Origin of the sequence: Bacillus sp. RC240 (assembly GCF_044907945.1) — a bacterium.
In the GTDB taxonomy this organism is placed as follows: domain Bacteria; phylum Bacillota; class Bacilli; order Bacillales; family Bacillaceae_G; genus Bacillus_A; species Bacillus_A mycoides.
The window spans coordinates 175,674-198,198 of sequence record NZ_JBIYCT010000007.1 but is presented as its reverse complement, the minus strand read 5'-3'; the positions used below and the strand labels follow the sequence as shown (position 1 = coordinate 198,198).

The 22,525-nt window shown below is 36.5% G+C and carries 21 protein-coding genes and 1 riboswitch; of the genes, 14 read left to right on the top strand and 7 right to left on the bottom strand.

Going from position 1 to position 22,525, the window contains the following annotated elements; genetic code table 11:
• Positions 1–13: 13 nt before the first annotated feature.
• Together ABH955_RS21590 and ABH955_RS21585 are read right to left on the bottom strand one after the other, a co-directional pair.
• Complete coding sequence (locus ABH955_RS21590) at positions 14–859, bottom strand: SPFH domain-containing protein (RefSeq protein ID WP_404446982.1); 846 nt, start codon at positions 857–859, stop codon at positions 14–16.
• Positions 860–1,080: 221 nt separating this feature from the next.
• On the bottom strand, positions 1,081–1,464 hold the full coding sequence (locus ABH955_RS21585; RefSeq protein ID WP_002124877.1) for a YgaP family membrane protein: 384 nt from the start codon (positions 1,462–1,464) through the stop codon (positions 1,081–1,083).
• 325 nt (positions 1,465–1,789) lie between these two features.
• Between ABH955_RS21585 and pcrB the strand changes: the two genes are divergently transcribed.
• From pcrB to pruA, 6 genes are all read left to right on the top strand, one after another.
• Positions 1,790–2,479, top strand: coding sequence for a heptaprenylglyceryl phosphate synthase (gene pcrB / locus ABH955_RS21580; RefSeq protein ID WP_113735433.1), 690 nt, complete (start codon positions 1,790–1,792; stop codon positions 2,477–2,479).
• A gap of 12 nt (positions 2,480–2,491) precedes the next feature.
• Positions 2,492–4,723, top strand: a complete 2,232-nt coding sequence (gene pcrA, locus ABH955_RS21575; protein WP_404457534.1) for a DNA helicase PcrA — start codon at positions 2,492–2,494, stop codon at positions 4,721–4,723.
• A gap of 15 nt (positions 4,724–4,738) precedes the next feature.
• Positions 4,739–6,748 (top strand): NAD-dependent DNA ligase LigA, encoded by a 2,010-nt coding sequence (gene ligA, locus ABH955_RS21570; RefSeq protein WP_002124882.1) that lies wholly within the window; start codon positions 4,739–4,741, stop codon positions 6,746–6,748.
• A 16-nt stretch (positions 6,749–6,764) separates the two neighbouring features.
• Positions 6,765–7,961 carry a CamS family sex pheromone protein gene (locus ABH955_RS21565; protein WP_404446973.1) on the top strand — a complete coding sequence of 399 codons (1,197 nt, stop codon included), beginning with the start codon at positions 6,765–6,767 and terminating at the stop codon, positions 7,959–7,961.
• Positions 7,962–8,055: 94 nt separating this feature from the next.
• On the top strand, positions 8,056–8,826 hold the full coding sequence (locus ABH955_RS21560) for a TSUP family transporter (RefSeq protein WP_002010034.1): 771 nt from the start codon (positions 8,056–8,058) through the stop codon (positions 8,824–8,826).
• Between the two features lie 153 nt (positions 8,827–8,979).
• Positions 8,980–10,527 carry an L-glutamate gamma-semialdehyde dehydrogenase gene (gene pruA, locus ABH955_RS21555; RefSeq protein ID WP_002124887.1) on the top strand — a complete coding sequence of 516 codons (1,548 nt, stop codon included), beginning with the start codon at positions 8,980–8,982 and terminating at the stop codon, positions 10,525–10,527.
• Between the two features lie 312 nt (positions 10,528–10,839).
• On the opposite strand, the gene ABH955_RS21550 is transcribed toward pruA, so the two are convergent.
• Positions 10,840–11,385 (bottom strand): cysteine hydrolase family protein, encoded by a 546-nt coding sequence (locus ABH955_RS21550; RefSeq protein WP_404446966.1) that lies wholly within the window; start codon positions 11,383–11,385, stop codon positions 10,840–10,842.
• A 242-nt stretch (positions 11,386–11,627) separates the two neighbouring features.
• A riboswitch (SAM riboswitch) is annotated at positions 11,628–11,732 on the top strand.
• Between the two features lie 126 nt (positions 11,733–11,858).
• Here ABH955_RS21550 and ABH955_RS21545 point away from each other — a divergent pair.
• From ABH955_RS21545 to ABH955_RS21535, 3 genes are read left to right on the top strand one after another with little or no spacing between them, the layout of a single operon-like run.
• Positions 11,859–12,878 carry a methionine ABC transporter ATP-binding protein gene (locus ABH955_RS21545; protein WP_002029486.1) on the top strand — a complete coding sequence of 340 codons (1,020 nt, stop codon included), beginning with the start codon at positions 11,859–11,861 and terminating at the stop codon, positions 12,876–12,878.
• Positions 12,868–13,533 carry a methionine ABC transporter permease gene (locus ABH955_RS21540; RefSeq protein WP_002091343.1) on the top strand — a complete coding sequence of 222 codons (666 nt, stop codon included), beginning with the start codon at positions 12,868–12,870 and terminating at the stop codon, positions 13,531–13,533. The genes ABH955_RS21545 and ABH955_RS21540 overlap by 11 nt, the downstream gene beginning before the upstream one ends.
• Positions 13,534–13,554: 21 nt before the next feature.
• The gene (locus ABH955_RS21535; RefSeq protein ID WP_219300544.1) at positions 13,555–14,409 is read left to right on the top strand and encodes a MetQ/NlpA family ABC transporter substrate-binding protein; all 855 of its coding nucleotides are present in this window, start codon (positions 13,555–13,557) and stop codon (positions 14,407–14,409) included.
• 167 nt (positions 14,410–14,576) lie between these two features.
• On the opposite strand, the gene ABH955_RS21530 is transcribed toward ABH955_RS21535, so the two are convergent.
• From ABH955_RS21530 to ABH955_RS21515, 4 genes are all read right to left on the bottom strand, one after another.
• Positions 14,577–15,059 carry an HXXEE domain-containing protein gene (locus tag ABH955_RS21530; protein WP_080001730.1) on the bottom strand — a complete coding sequence of 161 codons (483 nt, stop codon included), beginning with the start codon at positions 15,057–15,059 and terminating at the stop codon, positions 14,577–14,579.
• 63 nt (positions 15,060–15,122) lie between these two features.
• Entirely contained in the window at positions 15,123–15,314 is a 192-nt protein-coding gene (locus tag ABH955_RS21525) for a DUF3926 domain-containing protein (RefSeq protein ID WP_002091335.1), read from the bottom strand.
• Positions 15,307–16,488, bottom strand: a complete 1,182-nt coding sequence (locus ABH955_RS21520) for an ArsA family ATPase (RefSeq protein ID WP_404457666.1) — start codon at positions 16,486–16,488, stop codon at positions 15,307–15,309. The genes ABH955_RS21525 and ABH955_RS21520 overlap by 8 nt, the downstream gene beginning before the upstream one ends.
• A 75-nt stretch (positions 16,489–16,563) precedes the next feature.
• The gene (locus ABH955_RS21515) at positions 16,564–17,046 is read right to left on the bottom strand and encodes a MarR family winged helix-turn-helix transcriptional regulator (protein ID WP_000942491.1); all 483 of its coding nucleotides are present in this window, start codon (positions 17,044–17,046) and stop codon (positions 16,564–16,566) included.
• 231 nt (positions 17,047–17,277) lie between these two features.
• On the opposite strand from ABH955_RS21515, the gene ABH955_RS21510 reads away from it, so the two are divergent.
• From ABH955_RS21510 to ABH955_RS21490, 5 genes are all read left to right on the top strand, one after another.
• Entirely contained in the window at positions 17,278–17,514 is a 237-nt protein-coding gene (locus ABH955_RS21510) for a YiaA/YiaB family inner membrane protein (protein WP_002029490.1), read from the top strand.
• A gap of 141 nt (positions 17,515–17,655) precedes the next feature.
• Positions 17,656–17,946: an Asp-tRNA(Asn)/Glu-tRNA(Gln) amidotransferase subunit GatC gene (gene gatC / locus ABH955_RS21505; protein ID WP_000086999.1), complete on the top strand. Its 291-nt coding sequence runs from the start codon at positions 17,656–17,658 to the stop codon at positions 17,944–17,946.
• A 14-nt stretch (positions 17,947–17,960) separates the two neighbouring features.
• Positions 17,961–19,418 (top strand): Asp-tRNA(Asn)/Glu-tRNA(Gln) amidotransferase subunit GatA, encoded by a 1,458-nt coding sequence (gatA, locus tag ABH955_RS21500; RefSeq protein WP_002010048.1) that lies wholly within the window; start codon positions 17,961–17,963, stop codon positions 19,416–19,418.
• Positions 19,419–19,432: 14 nt separating this feature from the next.
• The gene (gene gatB / locus ABH955_RS21495) at positions 19,433–20,860 is read left to right on the top strand and encodes an Asp-tRNA(Asn)/Glu-tRNA(Gln) amidotransferase subunit GatB (RefSeq protein WP_002063571.1); all 1,428 of its coding nucleotides are present in this window, start codon (positions 19,433–19,435) and stop codon (positions 20,858–20,860) included.
• Between the two features lie 612 nt (positions 20,861–21,472).
• Positions 21,473–22,378: a diacylglycerol kinase gene (locus ABH955_RS21490; RefSeq protein WP_002010051.1), complete on the top strand. Its 906-nt coding sequence runs from the start codon at positions 21,473–21,475 to the stop codon at positions 22,376–22,378.
• The last annotated feature ends 147 nt before the right edge of the window (positions 22,379–22,525 follow it).

Sequence of the window (22,525 nt, the reverse complement as noted above, 5' to 3'; positions counted from 1 at the left end):
TCATTTACAACCTTTAATATAGGCTTCCTGTATTAATAACTGGTTGCGCACCTTTATCTGAAACGATGGCAACTAATAAGTTGTTTACCATATTTGCTTTACGCTCGTCATCTAAATCAAGTACGCCTTCTTCATCTAGCATGAGGATTGAATCTTTAGCCATTTTCACAGCACCTTCAACAATCTCTTTTCGAGCAGCTAATACCGCTTTTGCTTGTTGACGTTGAAGCATTGCATGGGCAATTTCTGTTGCGTAAGCTAAATGTGTTAAACGAGTTTCTAATACTTCTACGCCAGCGATTTCAAGTCGTGCTTCTAACTCACGCTTTAATTCTTCAGAGATTTCTTCAGTATTTCCTCGTAACGTGACGCAAGTTTCATCTTGGAAATTATCATAAGGATATTTTGTAGCAACGTGGCGGATTGCTGTTTCACTTTGAATTTCTACGAATCGATCATAATGCTCAACACCGAAAATTGCTTTTGCGGAATCAACAACTTTATATACGATAACGGCTGCAATTTCAATTGGATTTCCCTCAACATCGTTTACTTTTAATTTCTTACTGTTAAAGTTTTCAACACGTAAAGATACAGTTTGACGAAACGCGAATGGAATTGTTAAAAATAAACCATTTTGACGAATTGTTCCTAAATAACTACCGAAGAACGTAATAACTTTCGCTTGATTCGGTTGAACGATACCGATACCTGTAGCTAAAACAGATGCTAATATGAGAGCTAAAATAGCTATTACAAACATTTCTTGTACAAGGCAAAATACACCGATAGCGGCTAAAACTAAAATTCCAATAACGCCGAGAAATCCATTAACATAAAATACTTGTTTTTCTTTCATATGATCGCCTCCTTGATATAAAAATGATATCACTTTTATATCATTACATGCAAGAGGGTTACACCTAATTTTCTGAATTTTATTGTTTGATATCTTTTATGTACGTTTTAAGGGTGAAAAACGAGAATGTACGTTCTGTTTCATGGTAAAATAAAGAAGACTTAGCTGCCCACTGCAGCAGCTAAGTCCCTTTGAGAGCATCTTGCATCGTGACAAATGATTCAAAGCGGTTTTGCCAGGATTAATTCTTCAATCGCTGACTCAATCTCTTTGTCAGAAGTGTCATAACTTCCATCTGACTTTGACTTTGGCTTGTCATGACTGGAAGCTGAATTAACTTCTTCTTTATTATGTCCTTTTTCAGTGAAATTCATGCTAGGCATTTTAAATGCGCTCATATTCATATATTTTCCAAACTTACAGGCTTCAACAATAGGGCAGAAACGAACGATTCCCTCCGCAATTTTCATGGCACCAATCCATAGCAAAACTTTAGACCAAGTGCACCAAGGTTTACGTACGAGTTTAGCTGTACTACAACCGAAGAGGATGAGTCCGAGTGTAATTCGAATTAGAGCACTAATTGTGCCGATGTTTTGCTTCATTAGAAAAACACTCCTTTTTAATTAACTTCGAAATAGAAAATACTATTTCATTTGTTAGTATTCCGTATAAGTTTTTTGATATGTAATCCAACATTTGACGTTGAAAAAGATGTTGGATTGGGCGTGTGTGTAGGTAGCTTTTTTTGTTATAATGAAAGAATGCGTAAAAGGAAGTTCAAAAAGTCCGGTAAAGATAGCTGTCGCATTTCATCGTTGCATACGCCAGTCCGGTAAAGATATAGCAAGGAATGTAAAAAATCTTGATAAAAATTAACTGTTATTTTGAACAGAAATTATATAACTAGAGAAAAGAAAGGGTGTTTTCATGTACGATATTTCCAAATGGAAACATGTGTTTAAGCTTGATCCAAATAAGGAGTTAAGTGACGAACATTTAGAAATGATTTGTGAATCTGGAACGGATGCTGTTATTGTAGGCGGAAGTGATGGAGTGACAATTGATAACGTATTACACATGCTAGTTAGCATTCGTAGATATGCAGTTCCTTGTGTGCTAGAGGTTTCTGATGTGGAGGCAATTACACCAGGATTTGATTTTTATTATATCCCAAGCGTTTTAAATAGCCGAAAAGTAGAATGGGTAACAGGTGTTCATCATGAGGCATTGAAAGAATTTGGGGATATTATGGACTGGGACGAAATTTTCATGGAAGGGTATTGTGTTTTAAACCCTGAAGCGAAAGTAGCCCAGCTTACAGATGCAAAATGTGATTTAACAGAAGATGATGTTATTGCATATGCACGTTTAGCAGACAAGTTATTACATTTACCTATATTCTATTTAGAATATAGCGGGACGTATGGAGATATTGAGCTTGTTAAAAATGTAAAAGCAGAATTGAAACAAGCTAAGCTATATTATGGCGGTGGTATTTCTAATGCAGAACAAGCGAAAGAAATGGCACAGTATGCTGATACAGTAGTTGTTGGAAATATTATTTATGATGATATAAAATCGGCATTAAAAACAGTTAAAGCAGTAAAAGGAGAGTAGGTGCAGGCACATATGAGTACGACAGATAAGTTATTAAATGGTTTAAATCCGCAGCAACAAAAAGCAGTACAAACAACAAATGGAGCACTTCTATTAATGGCAGGCGCAGGTAGTGGGAAAACACGTGTGTTAACACACCGTATTGCATATTTACTTGGTGAAAAAGGTGTGGCGCCATGGAATGTACTAGCAATTACCTTTACAAATAAAGCTGCTCGTGAAATGCGTGAGCGTATTGATAAACTTGTTGGACCAGAAGCAGAAGATATTTGGATTTCTACGTTCCACTCTATGTGCGTACGTATTTTACGACGTGATATTGACCGCATTGGTATTAATCGTAACTTTACAATCTTAGATTCAGGTGATCAGTTAACTGTAGTAAAAAAAATTATGAAGGAGCGCAATATTGACCCGAAGAAGTTTGAGCCGCGCTCTATTTTAGCGGGTATTAGCAATGCGAAAAATGAACTGTTATCTGCAGATAAATATGCAAAAAAAATTACAACCGCTGATCCATATGAAAAATTAACGAGCGATGTATATACAGAATATCAAAAACGTCTTTTGAAAAATAACTCATTAGACTTTGATGATTTAATTATGACGACGATTCAGTTATTTGAACGTGTTCCAGAAGTACTAGAGTTTTATCAGCGTAAATTCCAATATATTCACGTTGATGAGTATCAAGATACGAACAAAGCTCAGTACCTTCTTGTTAAACATTTGGCATCACGTTTTAAAAACCTTTGTGTTGTTGGTGATTCGGATCAGTCTATTTACCGCTGGCGCGGGGCTGACATTTCTAACATTTTGTCATTCGAAAAAGACTATGAGAATGCGCAAGTTATCTTGTTAGAACAAAATTATCGTTCATCACAAAATATTTTAAATGCAGCTAATGCTGTAATTGAAAAAAATTCAAACCGTAAACCGAAGAAATTATGGACAGACAATCAAATTGGAAGCAAAATCTCGTATTATCGTGCTGCAACTGAAAAGGACGAAGCGTATTTTGTTGCGAAAAAAATTCGTGATGATATTCAAATGGGGAACCGAAAATATACTGATTTTGCAGTGTTATATCGTACAAATGCCCAGTCTCGTATGGTCGAGGAGATCTTCCTGAAATCTAATATCCCTTACAAAATCGTCGGAGGTACTAAGTTCTACGACCGTAAAGAGATTAAAGATATTTTGGCGTACTTACGTTTAATTGGGAATCCAGATGATGAGATTAGTTTTGCACGTATTATAAACATGCCAAAGCGCGGGATTGGTGCGACTTCTATCGATAAAATTATTAATTATGGTGTGCAAAACGGAATCTCATTAACTGCTGTATTTGATGAGATTGAGCATGTTGGTGTAAGTGCAAAAATAACAAAAGCAGTAAAAGAATTCGCAAGTTTATTACACAACTGGGTAAATATGCAAGAGTATTTATCTGTTACAGAATTAGTAGAAGAAGTTATTGAGAAGACAGGCTATCGCGATATGTTGAAAAATGAGCGTTCTTTAGAAGCAGAAGGTCGTTTAGAAAACTTAGACGAGTTTTTATCTGTTACACAAACATTTGAATCCCAAAGCGAAGATAAGAGCCTTGTTGCATTCTTAACAGACTTAGCTCTTGTTGCGGATATTGATCGTGTAGATGAAGATCCAACTGCTGGTGAAGAAGTTATTTTAATGACGATGCACTCAGCAAAAGGATTAGAGTTCCCAGTTGTCTTTATTGTTGGCTTAGAGGAAGGGATATTCCCGCATACTCGTTCTCTTATGGAAGAGGATGAAATGCAAGAAGAGCGTCGTCTTGCCTATGTAGGTATTACTCGTGCAGAAGAAGAGCTATACTTATCCAATGCTCAAATGCGTACTTTATTTGGTAGAACAAGTATGAATGCAGCATCTCGATTTATTACAGAAATTCCGACAGAATTAGTAGAACCATTAAACGAAACAACACCGAAGCGTGAAACTTCGTTTGGTGCAAAAGGAAGAACGACAAGCGCAACTACAACACGTTCTCGTTCAGCTTTCGCGCGTCCGGCTGTTAAGACGACAGGTGGCGAGCAAATTGGCTGGGGAATAGGCGATAAAGCTGCTCACCAGAAGTGGGGAGTCGGTACAGTTGTAAGTGTAAAGGGTGAAGGAGATTCAAAAGAATTAGATATTGCGTTCCCAAGCCCAATTGGTATTAAACGTTTATTAGCAAAATTTGCACCTGTGACGAAACAATAGGAAAGGACTGAGGATATGTCAAAAGAGATAGCCAAAAAACGTATAGAAGAACTGCGTGATTTGTTAAATACATTTAACTATCAATATCACGTATTAGACAATCCTTCTGTTTCTGATGCGGAATATGACCGTGATATGCAGGAGCTTATAAAATTAGAAGCAGAGAACCCAGAGTTTATGAGTGAAGACTCTCCCTCCATTCGCGTTGGGGGGACTGTTCTTGATATATTTGAAAAGGTAACGCATAAATCACCAATGTTAAGTTTAGGAAACGCGTTTAATGAAGGAGATTTGCGTGATTTTGATCGAAGAGTACATCAGGGAATTGATGATGCGAATGTAAGATATATATGCGAATTAAAAATTGACGGACTTGCTGTTTCACTTCATTATGAAAAAGGACGCTTCATTCAAGGAGCAACACGTGGTGATGGTATAACGGGTGAAGATATTACCCAAAACTTAAAAACGATTAAAGCTATCCCGCTGCGTTTAAATGAAGAAGTAACGTTAGAAGCACGAGGCGAGGCTTATATGCCGAAGCGTTCATTCGTTAAATTAAATGAGGAAAAAGAGCAAAATGGTGAAGATGTATTTGCGAATCCACGTAATGCGGCAGCAGGATCGATACGCCAACTTGATCCGAAAATTGCAGCGAAGCGTAACTTATCTATGTTTGTGTATGGTCTTGCTAATGTAGAAGAAAAAACAATTCCATCCCACAGTGAATCACTGGATTTCTTAGGTGAGCTTGGATTTAAGACGAATCCAAATCGTCGTACATGTGAAACAATTGAAGACGTAATAGCCTATGTAGAAGAGTGGCAAGAAAAACGCCCGCATCTTGATTATGAGATTGACGGAATTGTTATAAAAGTAGACGATGTTGCTATTCAAGAAAGCTTAGGAACTACAGCAAAGAGTCCAAGATGGGCAATAGCTTATAAATTCCCAGCTGAAGAAGTTGTGACGAGATTAACAGGGATTGAATTAAGTGTCGGCCGTACAGGAGTTGTAACACCAACTGCAGAGCTGGAGCCAGTGCGAGTAGCCGGAACTATTGTCCGTCGTGCTTCTTTACATAACGAAGATTTAATTCGTGAAAAGGATATTCGAATTGGTGACTACGTTGTTGTGAAGAAGGCTGGAGATATTATTCCTGAAGTTGTGAACGTTATTTTTGATAAGCGTACTGGTGAGGAAGAAGAATATCATATGCCAACGCATTGTCCAGCATGTGAGAGTGAACTTGTTCGTTTAGAAGAAGAAGTAGCACTTCGATGTATAAATCCGACTTGTCCAGCTCAAATTCGTGAAGGATTAATCCATTTCGTTTCAAGAAATGCAATGAATATTGATGGACTTGGAGAACGTGTAATTACACAACTCTTTGATGCGGATTATATTCGTACGTTTGCTGATTTATATTCATTGACGAAAGAGCAATTATTAGAACTAGAACGTTTCGGTGAAAAATCAGCAACAAATTTAGTCCAAGCAATTGAGAATTCTAAGGAAAACTCATTAGAGCGATTATTATTCGGTCTTGGTATTCGCCACGTCGGTGCGAAAGCCGCACGTACATTTGCTGAGCATTTCGAAACGATGGATGAGCTTGTGAAAGCGACGGAAGAAGAACTAAAAACAATTAACGAGATTGGTGAAAAAATGGCTCAATCCGTTGTAACGTATTTCGATAATGAAGACGTATTAGAGCTATTACAACAATTTAAAGAGTATGGCGTGAACATGGCATACAAAGGTATGAAAATTGCTGATTTACAAAATGTTGAATCGTACTTTGCAGGAAAAACTGTCGTCTTAACAGGGAAATTAGAAGTTATGGGACGCAGTGAAGCAAAGAAGAATATTGAGGCATTGGGTGGAAAAGTAACAGGAAGTGTTAGTAAAAGTACGGATTTAGTTGTTGCTGGTGAAGCTGCTGGTTCGAAATTAGCGCAAGCAGAGAAGCACAATGTTGAAGTTTGGAATGAAGAGAGGTTCTTACAAGAGCTGAATAAGTAAGAGGTGCAAACTTACGATGAAAAAAATAGCGTTAGCGGTATTAAGTCTTAGCCTACTTGTAAGTGGGTGTAGTATGGGTTCCAATAAAGATGAAAAAGCAGTTGAGAAATCGGGGAAAGCGAAAGAGCAAGCTGTTATCCCGAAATACTCGATTTCGGATGAATATTATAAGACAACGGTTCCATTTGATCCAGGTCGTGCACGTGGTTTAGTTGGACAAAGTTTGAACAATCGTCTAGATATAGATGAATTTGAAACGGGACTAATGCGCATTGCGAAAGAATCATTTAGCACGAAAGATTATTTCTTTAAAGGTGGAGACGTTTTAGACACACAAACGATTCAAATGCTTGTGAAAAGAAAGCGTACAGATGCTGAACAAAAAGAGCTAGAGGATAAGTTGAAAAAAGATGCGGTTAAATTTCCGAATGTAGGGTTGAATCCAGCCTTAAGTGAAGGATCAGAATCGCTAGAAGTAAAGAATAAAAAAAGTCCAATGTATATCTCAAATATTTTAGAGCATGATTATTATGTAAGAAAAGGTGAGAACGATGTTGAACGTGGTGGCATTGTAGTTGGATTAGCGATGAATTCTGTTCAATATTATGAGGAAGAGCATGGTTATCCGCGTGAGGCTGCAATTCCAGATGTAAAAATGTTAGCTGAAGGGAAAAGGATGGCCCAAGAAATCTTGAAAGTAATGCAGCAAAAAAAGCCTGAAATAAAAAATATTCCGGTTACATTTGCGATTTATCGTCAAGGTCCGAAGTCTTCGCTTGTACCAGGGAATTTTGTTTCTTATGCTAAGGTAGAAAAAGGCAGTGAAACGGTTGAGGATTGGAAGCCAATCAATGAGAAATACTATTTATTCCCGTCTGAACAAGCGAAATCGGATAATAAACGTGAAGATCTTGCGAGGGTGTCAAACTTTAAAGCAAAATTAAGTGAGTATTTCCAAGGAGATTATACAGCTGTTATCGGTACTGGAATGTATAGAGATGATGAATTAAGAGAAATGAAGCTCGATATTCCTGTCCAATTCAATGGGAAAGCTGAAGTAATTGGTTTTACACAATATGTAGCTGGACTTGTTATGGAATACTTCCCGAATTATATGAAAGTACAAGTAACAATTAAATCTGTAGAACGTCCAGAAGCAATTATTATACGTGAAGCGAAGCAAGATGAACCGTTTGTGAAAATTTTAGATTAAAGATGAGAGCTGTTCCATAAAGGAACAGCTTTTTTTCTTGAAAAATTTTGTTATAATTTTAAATGTTACAAATAAAGGGGTAAGGGGCAAATTCATGGAAGAACTAAGCTTTCAAGTCATTATTTTATTAATTGCATTCGGATTTTTAGCTGCTTTTATTGACTCAGTTGTTGGAGGGGGAGGGTTAATTTCGCTTCCTGCACTTATGTTTGTTGGTTTATCACCAGCTTCGGCAATTGCAACGAATAAATTAGCTGCAACGATGGGGACGCTTACGAGTACAATTTATTTTATTCGATCAGGTAAGGTGGATTTTCGGATTGTAGGAAAGTTAATCCCGTTAACTATTATTGGAGCAGTCGCAGGGGCCTTAGTAGTAAAGTTTATTCCGCCTGATATTTTGCGGCCACTAGTACTCGTAATGTTGGTTTTTATTGCCATTTATATTATTGCGAAAAAAGATTGGGGAAGTGCATCTACCTATAAAAAGATGACAAAAGGGAAAACATTAATATTTTTCTTTGTTATTTTAATGATAGGGTTTTATGATGGTTTTTTTGGACCAGGGACAGGATCCTTTTTAATTTTTGCATTTTTATTAATTGGTTTGGATTTTATTCAAGCGGCAGCATCTGGAAAACTTTTGAACTTCGTTAGTAATATCGTATCTTTAATTACTTTTTTATTTTTAGATGTGATTCATTTTGAATACGGTATAATTATGGGCTTATCAATGATTTTAGGTGCTTATTTTGGATCGAAGTTTGCGGTTCAAAAAGGTGTTGGATATGTAAGGACTTTATTTTTATTAGTTACTATTTTATTAATCGGGAAAAATGTTTTGGAATATACTCATATTTTGTAGATTCATACGTATGTATGAATCTCTTTTTTTTATTATATTTTAAAAATTTATTAATTTTTAAAATATAAGTCTAGGAATATTTGAATAAATCTAAATTATCGTGTAGAATAATGTTGTAAAATGTAAACGTTTTTCTAAGGGGAGGCTAAAAAGATGGTAGTAGCATACAAACATGAGCCATTTACAGATTTTTCAGTAGAGGCTAACAAATTAGCGTTTGAAGAGGGTTTAAAGAAAGTAGAATCTTATCTTGGACAAGACTATCCATTAATTATCGGGGGAGAAAAAATCACTACAGAAGACAAAATTGTTTCTGTAAACCCTGCAAATAAAGAGGAACTTGTTGGTCGCGTTTCAAAAGCAAGCCGTGAATTAGCTGAAAAAGCAATGCAAGTAGCGGATGCAACATTCCAAACTTGGAGAAAGTCAAAACCAGAAATGCGTGCAGATATTTTATTCCGTGCTGCAGCAATCGTTCGTCGTAGAAAACATGAGTTCTCTGCTATTCTTGTAAAAGAAGCAGGTAAACCATGGAATGAGGCAGATGCTGATACAGCAGAAGCAATCGACTTTATGGAATATTATGCTCGTCAAATGTTGAAATTAAAAGACGGTATTCCAGTAGAAAGCCGTCCAATTGAATATAATCGTTTCTCTTACATTCCATTAGGAGTAGGTGTTATTATTTCTCCTTGGAACTTCCCATTCGCAATTATGGCAGGTATGACAACAGCTGCTGTAGTTTCTGGTAACACAGTATTACTAAAACCAGCTAGTACAACTCCTGTAGTAGCAGCGAAATTTATGGAAGTATTAGAAGAAGCTGGTTTACCAGCTGGCGTAGTAAACTTCGTTCCAGGTAATGGCTCTGAAGTTGGTGACTACTTAGTAGATCACCCTCGTACACGTTTCGTTAGCTTTACTGGATCTCGCGATGTAGGTATTCGTATTTACGAACGTGCAGCAAAAGTAAACCCGGGACAAATTTGGTTAAAACGTGTTATCGCTGAAATGGGTGGTAAAGATACAATCGTTGTTGATAAAGAGGCAGATCTTGAATTAGCAGCTAAATCTATCGTTGCATCAGCATTCGGATTCTCAGGACAAAAATGTTCTGCATGTTCTCGTGCAGTAATCCATGAAGATGTATACGATCATGTATTAAATCGTGCTGTTGAATTAACAAAAGAATTAACAGTAGGTAACCCAGATGCAAAAGATATTAACATGGGACCTGTTAATGACCAAGCTGCATTCGATAAAGTAATGAGCTATGTTGCAATTGGTAAAGAAGAAGGTAAAATCGTATCAGGTGGCGAAGGAGACGATTCTAAAGGCTGGTTCATCCAACCAACAATCGTTGCTGACGTTGCAGAAGATGCTCGCTTAATGAAAGAAGAAATCTTCGGACCAGTAGTAGCATTCTGTAAAGCAAAAGACTTTGATCATGCACTTGCAATTGCAAACAATACAGAATACGGTTTAACAGGAGCAGTTGTTACTAACAACCGTGACCATATTGAAAAAGCACGTGAAGACTTCCACGTTGGTAACTTATACTTCAACCGTGGATGTACTGGTGCAATCGTAGGTTACCAACCATTCGGTGGCTTTAACATGTCTGGTACAGACTCTAAAGCTGGTGGCCCTGACTACTTAGCACTTCACATGCAAGCAAAAACTACTTCTGAAACTTTATAAGAAATAGTAGAAGAGATCTTCACAGTCTGTGAAGATCTCTTCTTTTTGAGAAACTCTCTATAATAGGAGTTAGTTAATTTGAATCGGAAGGTATTACCATATATTACTATTTGGTGGTTAGAACTAGCTAAACCCTATTAATATCGGGATAAACATGTAAATAGAAACAAAACAACGAGAAAAATTGACTTATTAGTCATATTTTTTAGTATTCATTTTGAGGATTTCCTGTATAATACAATTTGAAAGAAAATCTATGGTTAGACAAGAGAACACTCCTTTCGGCTTTGCTAACTGAAAGGAGTGTTTTTTTTAGGTCGCTAAAAACTCTTCTGTACTCATTATATTTGCGTATACTCCATTTAAACTCGCCAAAATTGTATTATGAATATAAACAGCTGGTATAGTAGCATTCTTAAATGAAAGATCTTTTGTAGCACAAGCATCGTGTATTACGGTACAGTGAAGGCCAAAATCAAAAGCAGCTCTTACTGTAGCATCAATACACATATGGGTCATCATCCCGCATATTACGACGTGCTCAATTCCTGAACGTTGTAATTGTTCTAGAAGATCAGTTTCTCGGAAGCTATTTGGATAATGTTTAAGGATAACGGTTTCCTCTCTAAGTGGACGGACATTTTCGTGAATATGGACACCTTCTGTATTGGGTAGGAAAAAAGTAGCGCTATCTTTTATAGCTACATGTTGGATATGAAAAATAGGTTCGTTTCTTATTCTAAAATGTTGTAGTAGCTGACTAGCATATTCACTTGCTTCTACTGGATTACGTAATTCCATCATTCGGCTTGGAAAATAATCATTTTGAATGTCGACGAGCAAAAGAGCTGTTTTCATATATCTATCTTCCTCCGATTTCATATTCAAATAATGTTATTCAATGAGTAGAGAAGATTCTCCTTTTTAAAAGTATGAGTGAGAAGGATTTTACATAACTTTAAAAATCACTATTGTATTGTTACTTCTTATTTAAAAATTTAAATAGAGAAATAGTTAATGTTTTTTCTAAAAATTGTATTGACTCTCATTATTCTGAGTTCTATAATAAGACTTAATTAAACGACAATTAAATCGATACACTCTTATCCAGAGAGGTGGAGGGACTGGCCCTACGATACCTCAGCAACGGGTTTTTTAATACCGTGCTAACTCCAGCAAGCCTATAAAGGCTTGGAAGATGAGAAGATGTGAATGAGTACATATAAAAGTGCTCTCCTTCTTATCTTTTATTACTGATAAGAAGGAGAGCACTTTTTATTTTACCTCGAAAGCTCTACTTCAAGTTTTTACAGCATATAGGAGGGAAGAAAATGATTTCTTTTAACAATGTAAGTAAAGTATATGAATCAGGTGGGCAATCTGTTCATGCGGTTGAGGATGTAACGCTGTCAGTTGAAAAGGGCGAAATTTTTGGCATTATCGGATTTAGTGGTGCTGGAAAGAGTACGTTATTACGTTTAGTAAATATGTTAGAAAGACCAACTGCAGGAACAATTTCAATAGATGATAAAGATATTACATCATTATCGGCGAAAGAATTACGGAAACTAAGACAAAGAATTGGGATGATTTTCCAAAGTTTTAATCTATTTAATTCAAGAACGGTGTTTGGGAACATTGCTTATCCATTAAGGTTAGCGAAATTGCCGAAGAATGAGATAAAAGAAAGAGTGAATGAACTACTAAAATTTGTTGGTTTAGAAGATAAAGCGAACTATTATCCAGAACAGTTATCAGGTGGGCAAAAGCAGCGTGTTGGGATTGCAAGAGCACTTGCGACATCACCGGATATTCTCATATGTGATGAGGCAACATCAGCTTTAGATCCGGAAACAACGACAGAAATCTTAAATTTATTAAAGAAGGTAAATAGAGAGTACAATTTAACGATTCTACTTATTACACATGAAATGCACGTTGTGAAAGAGATTTGTCACCGTGTAGCCGTTATGGAAAAAGGAAAAGTAATTGAAGAAGGAAAACTGTTTGACGTTTTCACACAACCAAAAACAAAGACCACTCAAAATTTTGTACGCTCTGTTATTAATGATCACTTACCAGAAAGTGTTCTAGCGAAAATTCAAAACGGAGGTCAGATTTATCGCCTGACTTTTACTGGGGAAGAGACAGGGCAGCCTGTACTATCATATATTGCGAAAAACTATAACGTCGATGTAAATGTTCTTTATGGAAATATTATTGAACTCCAAAATGTGCTATTTGGAAATCTTCTTGTAGAGCTACAAGGTGAACAGAAAGAAATTCAAAAAGCATTACAACATCTAAGACTGCAAGTGCAGCTGAAGGAGGTAGAAGCTCATGCGAGTTGATTGGAGTATATTTTGGCCTCGCATATTAGATGCGACGGGGGATACCCTCTTAATGGTAATTGTAACCCTTATATTCGCTACAATTCTCGGTATACCTCTAGGTTTACTATTGTATGTAACGAGAAAAGGAAATTTTTTAGAAAATAAATGGGTCTTTTCTATTCTTAATATCATAATTAATACAATTCGTCCGGTTCCATTCATTATCTTTTTAGTAGCTTTAAGCCCACTAACAAGAAGTGTTATTGGAACGACGATTGGAACGGCTGCAGCAATCTTCCCAATGACGTTAGTTGCATCAATTGGTATTGCTAGAATGGTTGAAACAAATCTTGTTTCCGTTCCGAAAGGGGTAATTGAAGCAGCACAAGCAATGGGCGCTTCACCACTTAGAATTGTTTTTGAAATCCTCGTACCAGAAGCTTTAGCACCATTGATCTTAGGTGTCACGTTTATGACGGTTGGTTTAATTGAATTTTCTGCAGTTGCTGGGCTTGTCGGTGGTGGCGGTCTTGGTGACTTAGCAATGACATATGGTTATCAACGCTTTGATACATCAGTTATGTTTGTAACGGTCGTTTTACTTATTATTCTTGTACAGGTAGCTCAAAATTTAGGGAACTACTTTGCGAAAGTTTTTTTACGCAGATCATAAAAAGGAAGAGGGGAAAAGAAAATGAAGAAAATTTTAGCATTTGCATTATCAGCGATCGTAGGAATTACAGCGTTAAGCGGCTGCTCAGGTGGAGACACAGGTGCAGGAGCGAAAGAGAAAGTAGTTCGCGTCGGTGTAACTGGAACAGATGGAGACGTTTGGGAAATTTTAAAGAAAAAAGCTGAAAAAGAAGGGATTAAAATTAAACTGGTTGAGTTCTCTGATTACACAACACCCAACAAAGCGTTAGCTGATGGAGATATTGAACTAAACTCATTCCAGCACATCGCTTTCTTAGAGCAATTTAAAAAGGAGCATAAGTTAGATATTACAGCTGTTGGTACAACGCAAATTGCACCGATGGGCTTATACTCTGAAAAATATAAGAAAGCAAATGAAATCCCAGATGGTTCGGAAATTGCTATTCCGAATGATCCAACGAACCAAGCACGTGCATTAAAACTTCTTGATGCAGCTGGATTATTAAAGCTTAAGAAAGATTTTGGTCTATTTGGGGATCCAAGCGGTATCGCTGAAAATCCGAAGAAGTTAAAAATCACACCGGTTATCGCACAGCAAACACCTCGTGTATTAAAAGATGTAGCGGCTTCAGTTATTAATAACGGTGTTGCTGGTCAAGCTGGATTAGATCCAGCGAAGGATCCTATTTTCTTAGAAGATCCAAAGAATGAAAATGCAAAGGCCTATATTAATATTTTCGCAGCTCGTACGAAAGACAAAGATGATCCAACGCTGAAAAAAGTAATTGAATTGTATCATTCAAAAGAAGTAACAGATGCAATTAAGAAAGAAACGAATGATGGTTCAATTTCAGTAGATCTTTCACTTGATGAGCTTGCAAAAATCGCAAAATAATATTGAGTTTAACGGACTAGCAGTAGGAACCCCTCCGCTGTTAGCTCGTTCAACATATAATCTACTTAACAAACAAAACCCTAATTCTGTACCTTCTAATTTTGTATAACATAGAATCCAATGTTTGTTAAGTAGAGTGATGGACCAGGAGTTTTCCTGGTCTTTTTTTAATTAAAGCAGCTGGCTAATAATAAGGAAATCCAAATTATGATTGGGTAAGAGATTAAACTAAAAATGAGTGTACTTGCTAATTTCTTTTTAGGGATTAATAGTTTCTTTGATGAAAATAAGAAAAGAGAAAATAGGATAATGATAGATGCTGAGATTACTCCTGGATTATAAGAACGATAAATGAAATACAAGATAATATGTTGAACGGCGTTAAAGAAGATACAGCCCTGTATAAAAATGATCAAATAAATAGAAGATATGATGCTTAATTGATATAGAATGACTATGAGTAAGACGAAGGTTGTTAATATGGAAATTGCAATGAAAAATTGTTTGTTAGTTATAAAATGGATCGAAAATCGATTAGCGATATATTGTGGCATTTGGAAAGCTTCTTCAAGGTTATGAAAAAAGAATAGAAGGGGGATTAGCCAGATTATATTAGTGGTGAAATGTCTTGTTGAAGATGTGTTTATCAACTTATATCAGCTCCAATAAAGGGATAGAAAGCCTATAAGAAAAGGCTTTCTACAAGGGTATAGTTATTCAATTATGATGCTTTTTAAATTACTCTCAGGTTGCGGTTGTTCTTCAGCATAAGAGGAGAGCTCCTCTTGCAAAATATTTAGTGCGTGCTTAGCTGATTGCTGAATCGGATTCGGTAGCTCTTCTAATATACGCATACCGATTTTTATTTTTGTACGAATTACCTTTCTTAGTAATTCATCATGCATGTACTACACCTCCAAACCGAATGTTTAGTACATCAGCTTCAAACTTAGCTCCTTGAATAGAAAGGTGTGTTAATGTTTTTGGTAAGGTGATATTTCGCTTCATAGAGCCGGCTCGAATAATAAGTTCATCACCTTTTTGATTTAATGAAAGTTCACTTTTGTTTGAGAAGGGAATAGACAGAACGAAAATATACTCATCGCCATCTTTTTTTACATATTGTGTGCGGCCATTAAATTTCACTTCAGTAGGAGAAGGGTCTGATTTGAATAAAGCATTTCCTACACGCTCTAACATAGGTAAACCAACAACTTCTTGTTCAAACATGGGAGCTTCGTAAATAGGAAGTGGCTGAAAACTATCTTTAATTAACGCCTTATATTTCTTTTGTGTATCTTTCCATGCCTGAAAGTAAGGGTCGGTAACAGTGTTAGGGATGACGCGGTTAATCATAATGGCATCTACGTTATAATCGTATAAGTTTAAATAAGTAAAACTACGCTGAGCTTCTTTAATGACCATTTTTTCAGGATTTACAACAACGCGAATACTCGTTACTTCTCGGTTTGATAAAATATCTCTCATTTCTCCAAGTTGTTCAAGCGTATTCGTTAATTCGTCCATAATATCATCAGTTGGAAGGGGGACACCAAGAAGTGGTTGAGCTACAGGACGAACAACTTTTAAAATCTTCCTTTTAATAGGAAAGAGTTTTTCCATCCACCAGCCGAGCATGTCTGGAAAGCTAAGCATTGCTAAAGTTTCTCCAGTCGGTGCGCAATCAATAATGATGACGTCGTAAGTGTTGTGTTTATAGTAATCGAGTACTCGAAGTAAGCTAATTAAATCTTCCATACCAGGGAACATCGTTAATTCTTCTGTTGTAATATCATCGGCTGCTTTGGAAGTGAAGAGTAGTGTAATATATTTCTGCAATTTCCCCCAGCTTTTTTCCATTTCATAAATAGTGTTAATTTCTTGTGCCCACAAGTTTTCGCGAATTTCTAGTGGCTCAGAAGATAGTTTTATGCCAAATGAATCCCCTAAACTATGAGCAGGATCTGTGCTCATTACTAATGTTTTTAATCCTTGTTTTGCACTTTGGATTGCTGTTGCTGCTGAAATGCTAGTTTTTCCAACGCCGCCTTTACCTGTATACAAAATAATTCTCATTATTCTATCCCCTTTGTTTCGAGTATCGAATATTACGAGTGTCGAAATATTTAATTGAATAAAAACCCAACTAGGGTCTTATTCAATCGGAATGTTTTTCATTTTAGGTGTAGAAACCTTTTCTTCTGTTTTTTGCTGTGACGTAGCAATGTGATTCATGATCTTTTGGAATATTTGTAGTAAGAATGCTTTTTCTTCTTCTGACAATGCATCTGTCACTAGGCTAAAGTAATGGGCCGCATTTTGTTTTACTTCTTGAACGAGCATTACGCCGTTTTCTGTTAAACGAATTAATACAATGCGTCGATCGCTTTCATTCCGGTAGCGTTCAATATATCCCTTTTTTACAAGGCGATTTACAACGCCCGTTGTTGTACTCATCGGTATATCAAGAAGATCAGCGATTTTTGTCATTGTAATATCCGTATTTCGCTCCATCCAAAGTAAACAAAATACTTCTGTCTTGGAAAGTGTTAAATCAAGGCTTACCCATTCTTCAGGATAGAAAAGTTTCTTGGCGTTATCTAGCAGTAAGTCTAAAAAATGTTCATATTGCAACAATTATTTCCACTCCCGTATATTTCGAGGTTCGTAATATTTGTTTTTTATTTTATGTGGAATTGAAATAAATGTCAATGTTTTTAACTGTTTTTTCAGATTAGAAAGAAAAATACCTTCAAAATAGAAATTTTTTGTGATAGATTAATAAATAGAAAAGTGATTTTACATAAAAACCCATTGTGATAAATATATTTATCTATAATAGGTGTACAGCTAACGAGGGGGAGAACGATGAGAAGACGAAATACGCAAGCGTTCACGTTTTTAGCATGGACTTCATTTGTTTGTGCGCTTTCAGGAATGCTAATTGGGATTTACACGTTAGATGAAACGCTTAGTGTAAAAGGGTACTATTTAATTGGAACATTATTTTTAACGATGTCTTGTTTTGTATTACAAAAAACAATTCGTGATAATGAGGAAGATAATGAAAGATTTCCGAAAAATAAATCGTTAGATAAAGAGTAAATTGTAAAGAAAGGCACTTGCCTTTCTTTTTTTATGTAAAAATACCGTAAGTGCCGTGTGTTGACTTGCTTGAAGTACTGAAAATTTGGTATCATCAATAGTATTGTAGATTGAACGATATATTATGGAGGTGGCCTAGCCGTGTCAAGAATTTCCGTTGAGAATGTAAAGCACGTAGCACATTTAGCACGTCTTGCAATTACTGATCAAGAAGCAGAAAAATTTCAAAAACAACTAGATGCAATTGTTACATTTGCAGAACAGTTAAATGAATTAGATACAACTGATGTAAAACCAACAACTCATGTATTAACTATGAAAAATGTTATGCGTGAAGATGTGCCAGAAAAAGGTTTACCAGTAGAAGAAGTATTAAAAAATGCACCGGATCACAAAGATAATCAAATCCGTGTTCCAGCAGTATTAGAATAGAGGAGGGAATTTCGATGTCATTATTTGATCATTCTGTATCAGAGTTACATAAGAAGTTAAACAACAAAGAAATTTCCGTTACGGATTTAGTAGAAGAATCTTACAAACGTATTTCGGATGTTGAAGATAACGTAAAAGCTTTTCTTACATTAGATGAAGAAAATGCACGCGCGAAAGCGAAAGAATTAGATGCAAAGATTGGTGCTGAGGATAATGGTTTATTATTCGGTATGCCAATTGGTGTAAAAGATAACATTGTAACTAACGGTCTTCGTACAACTTGTGCGAGCAAAATATTAGCAAACTTCGATCCAATTTACGATGCGACAGTTGTACAAAAGCTAAAAGCTGCTGACACAGTTACAATTGGTAAATTAAATATGGACGAGTTCGCAATGGGTTCTTCAAATGAAAACTCAGGCTTCTACGCTACAAAAAATCCATGGAACTTAGATTACGTTCCAGGCGGATCTAGTGGTGGTTCTGCAGCAGCAGTAGCAGCAGGAGAAGTATTATTCTCTCTAGGTTCTGATACGGGTGGTTCTATCCGTCAGCCAGCTGCATATTGCGGCGTTGTAGGTTTAAAACCAACTTACGGACGCGTATCTCGTTACGGATTAGTAGCATTCGCATCTTCACTTGACCAAATCGGACCGATTACACGTACAGTAGAAGACAATGCATACTTATTACAAGCTATTTCAGGTATTGACCGTATGGATGCAACTTCTGCAAACGTTGAAGTAGGAAACTACTTAGCTGGTTTAACAGGCGATGTTAAAGGTTTACGTATTGCTGTACCGAAAGAATACTTAGGCGAAGGTGTTGGCGAAGAAGCTCGTGAGTCAGTGCTAGCTGCTTTAAAAGTGTTAGAAGGTATGGGCGCAACTTGGGAGGAAGTATCTCTTCCACACTCTAAATACGCTCTAGCAACGTATTACTTATTATCTTCTTCTGAAGCATCTGCGAACCTTTCACGCTTTGATGGCGTACGTTACGGTGTTCGTTCTGATAATGTAAATAACTTATTAGATCTTTACAAAAACACACGTAGCGAAGGTTTCGGTGATGAAGTAAAACGTCGTATTATGCTTGGTACATTTGCTCTTAGCTCTGGTTACTATGATGCATATTACAAAAAAGCACAACAAGTACGTACATTAATTAAAAATGACTTTGAAAATGTATTTGCTAACTACGATGTTATTATTGGACCAACAACGCCAACTCCAGCATTTAAAGTAGGCGAAAAAGTGGACGATCCAATGACAATGTATGCAAATGACATTTTAACAATTCCAGTAAACTTAGCGGGTGTTCCAGCGATTTCTGTTCCATGTGGATTCGGTGCTAACAACATGCCACTTGGTCTACAAATCATTGGTAAACACTTCGATGAAACGACGATTTACCGCGTTGCACATGCGTTTGAGCAAGCAACAGACTATCATACAAAAAAAGCAAGTCTGTAAGGAGGCGAGCATAGATGAATTTAGAAACAATTATTGGGTTAGAGGTTCACGTTGAGTTAAAAACAAATTCGAAAATTTTCTCTGCGAGTCCAACAGAATTCGGAGCGGAGCCAAATACACAAACAAGTGTAATTGACTTAGGATACCCAGGGGTACTTCCTACTTTAAATAAGGAAGCAGTTAACTTTGCAATGAAAGCCGCAATGGCATTAAACTGTGAAATCGCAACGGAAACGAAGTTCGACCGTAAAAACTATTTCTACCCAGATAATCCGAAAGCTTACCAAATCTCTCAATTTGATAAGCCAATTGGTGAAAATGGTTGGATTGAAATCGAAGTAGACGGTAAAAAGAAACGTATCGGTATTACACGTCTTCATTTAGAAGAAGATGCTGGTAAATCAACGCATGCAGCTGACGGTTCATTAGTAGACTACAACCGTCAAGGTATGCCTTTAATCGAGATCGTATCTGAGCCAGATATGCGTACTCCAGAAGAAGCATATGCGTACTTAGAGAAGTTAAAATCAATCATTCAATATACAGGTGTATCTGATTGTAAGATGGAAGAAGGTTCTCTTCGTTGTGATGCGAATATTTCACTTCGTCCAGTTGGACAAGAGAAGTTCGGTACAAAAGCAGAACTGAAAAACTTAAACTCTTTCACTTACGTGCAAAAAGGTCTTGAGCATGAGCAAGTGCGCCAAGAAAAAGAATTATTATCTGGTGGTATCATCCAACAAGAAACACGTCGTTATGATGAAGCAACGAAGAAAACGATCTTAATGCGTATAAAAGAAGGATCTGACGATTACCGTTACTTCCCAGAGCCAGACTTAGTTGAACTTTACATCGACGATGAGTGGAAAGAAGAAATTCGTGCTTCTATTCCAGAACTTCCAGATGCACGTAAAGCTCGCTATGTTGAAGAAGTTGGCTTACCAGCTTATGATGCGCATGTATTGACATTAACGAAAGAGATGTCTGATTTCTTTGAAGCAACAGTTGCAGACGGTGCTGATGCGAAATTAACATCAAACTGGTTAATGGGTGAAGTACTTGCATACTTAAACAAACAACAAAAAGAATTAAAAGACGTTGCATTAACGCCAGCTGGTTTAGCTAAAATGGTTCAATTAATTGAAAAAGGTACAATTTCTTCTAAAATCGCGAAGAAAGTATTTAATGAATTAATTGAAAAAGGTGGAGACCCAGACGAAATCGTTAAAGCGAAAGGTCTGGTTCAAATTTCTGACGAAGGAACACTTCGTAAGGTTGTAACAGAAATTCTTGATAATAATGAGCAATCTATTGAAGACTTTAAAAACGGTAAAGACCGTGCAATTGGCTTCTTAGTTGGTCAAATTATGAAAGCTACAAAAGGACAAGCAAATCCACCGCTTGTTAATAAAATCTTACTTGAAGAGATTAATAAGCGCTAAAAAAAGAGAAGAATTCTTATTTTTGAACGCTAAAATAGTATAGATTCTTAAAGATTAAACAGAAAAAACACCCGTATTTGGGTGTTTTTTCTGAGTTAATCAAACGTTTGTTTAAATGGTGAAAAATAATTTAAACAAACGTTTGATTAACTGTCAAAAGTGAAAAAATGTTTGTATAGCAACTATGGTATGATAGTTGCAAAAAGGTGGGAATAATGATAAATCTAGACATAGAGAGTTTTTTCATCTCATGAAATAATAGATAATTATTATTCATTATATGTAAATTGATGTGAGAGAATGGATAGACATAAAGTGAAACATCGGGCATTTACGGGCAGCCCGACTCCCACATAACTTCTTTGCCCCAGCCGAATTTTGAGGTGGGAGTTTTACTGCCCGCAAATAGCGGGATAAATTTCTTGGTTAAATAAAGCAAAACTATCAGGAGTGAATAGTTACTTTTGATGGGCTACACGAATCGGGTTCTTACTGCCTGTTTGAGCGGAATTAAAGAAGGATAGGAAGATGAGAGGAGGTAAGCATAGGGATACTGAATAAGGGTTCGGTGTATTCGTTTTTCAATGAATAAGGAATTTCCTGTGCTAATAAATGATGAAGCGAGCAAGAATTATTTATAATCCTACTTCTGGGCGCGAGCTATTTAAGAAGAGCTTACCAGAAGTATTACAAAAATTAGAACAAGCTGGATATGAAGCGTCTTGTCATGCGACAACTGGTCCTGGAGATGCGACTGTGGCAGCGAGGCAAGCTGCGGATCGTAAGTTTGATGTTGTTATCGCAGCTGGTGGTGATGGTACATTAAATGAAGTAGTGAACGGTTTAGTAGGACATGAGCATCGTCCAAAGTTTGGAATTATTCCAGTTGGAACGACAAATGATTTTGCGCGTGCGATCGGTGTACCTCGTGTTATTGAAGAGGCTGCGGATATTATTTGTGAAGGAACAACGGTACCGTTAGATCTTGGTAGAGCGAATGATACATATTTCATTAATATCGCTGGTGGCGGCCGTATTACAGAATTAACATATGAAGTACCAAGCAAGCTAAAAACGGTATTAGGCCAACTTGCTTACTATTTAAAAGGAATCGAAATGTTACCATCATTACATCCAACATATGTTGAAATTGAGTATGATGGGAAACTGCTACAAGAAGAAATTACGATGTTTTTAATTACGAATACTCGTTCAGTTGGTGGATTCGAAAAAGTAGCACCATATGCATCTATTAACGATGGATTATTTGATTTATTAGTACTGAAAAAAGGTTCTATCGCTGATTTAATTAAAGCAGCAACACAAGCGCAGCGTGGGGAACATATTAACAATCCGAAAGTACTATATACACAAGCGAATCGTATTAAAGTGCATTCACCTGATAAATTAATGATCAACTTAGATGGTGAATATGGCGGAGATGCACCAATGGAATTTGAAAATATATATCATTGTCTGGAACTATTTGTTCCTGAACATCAAGAGGATGCCCTGTAAAGGCATCCTTTTTTTTGCTTTCACCTCACTATTTGCGAGCAATAAGATTCCCCCACTGATTAAAGTTTCTCTATGTGCAGATGAATTGTAAATTGTAAGTTAGTTTGATTTTTATGGTATTTTTACAATCCGTTTATTTTATATCCA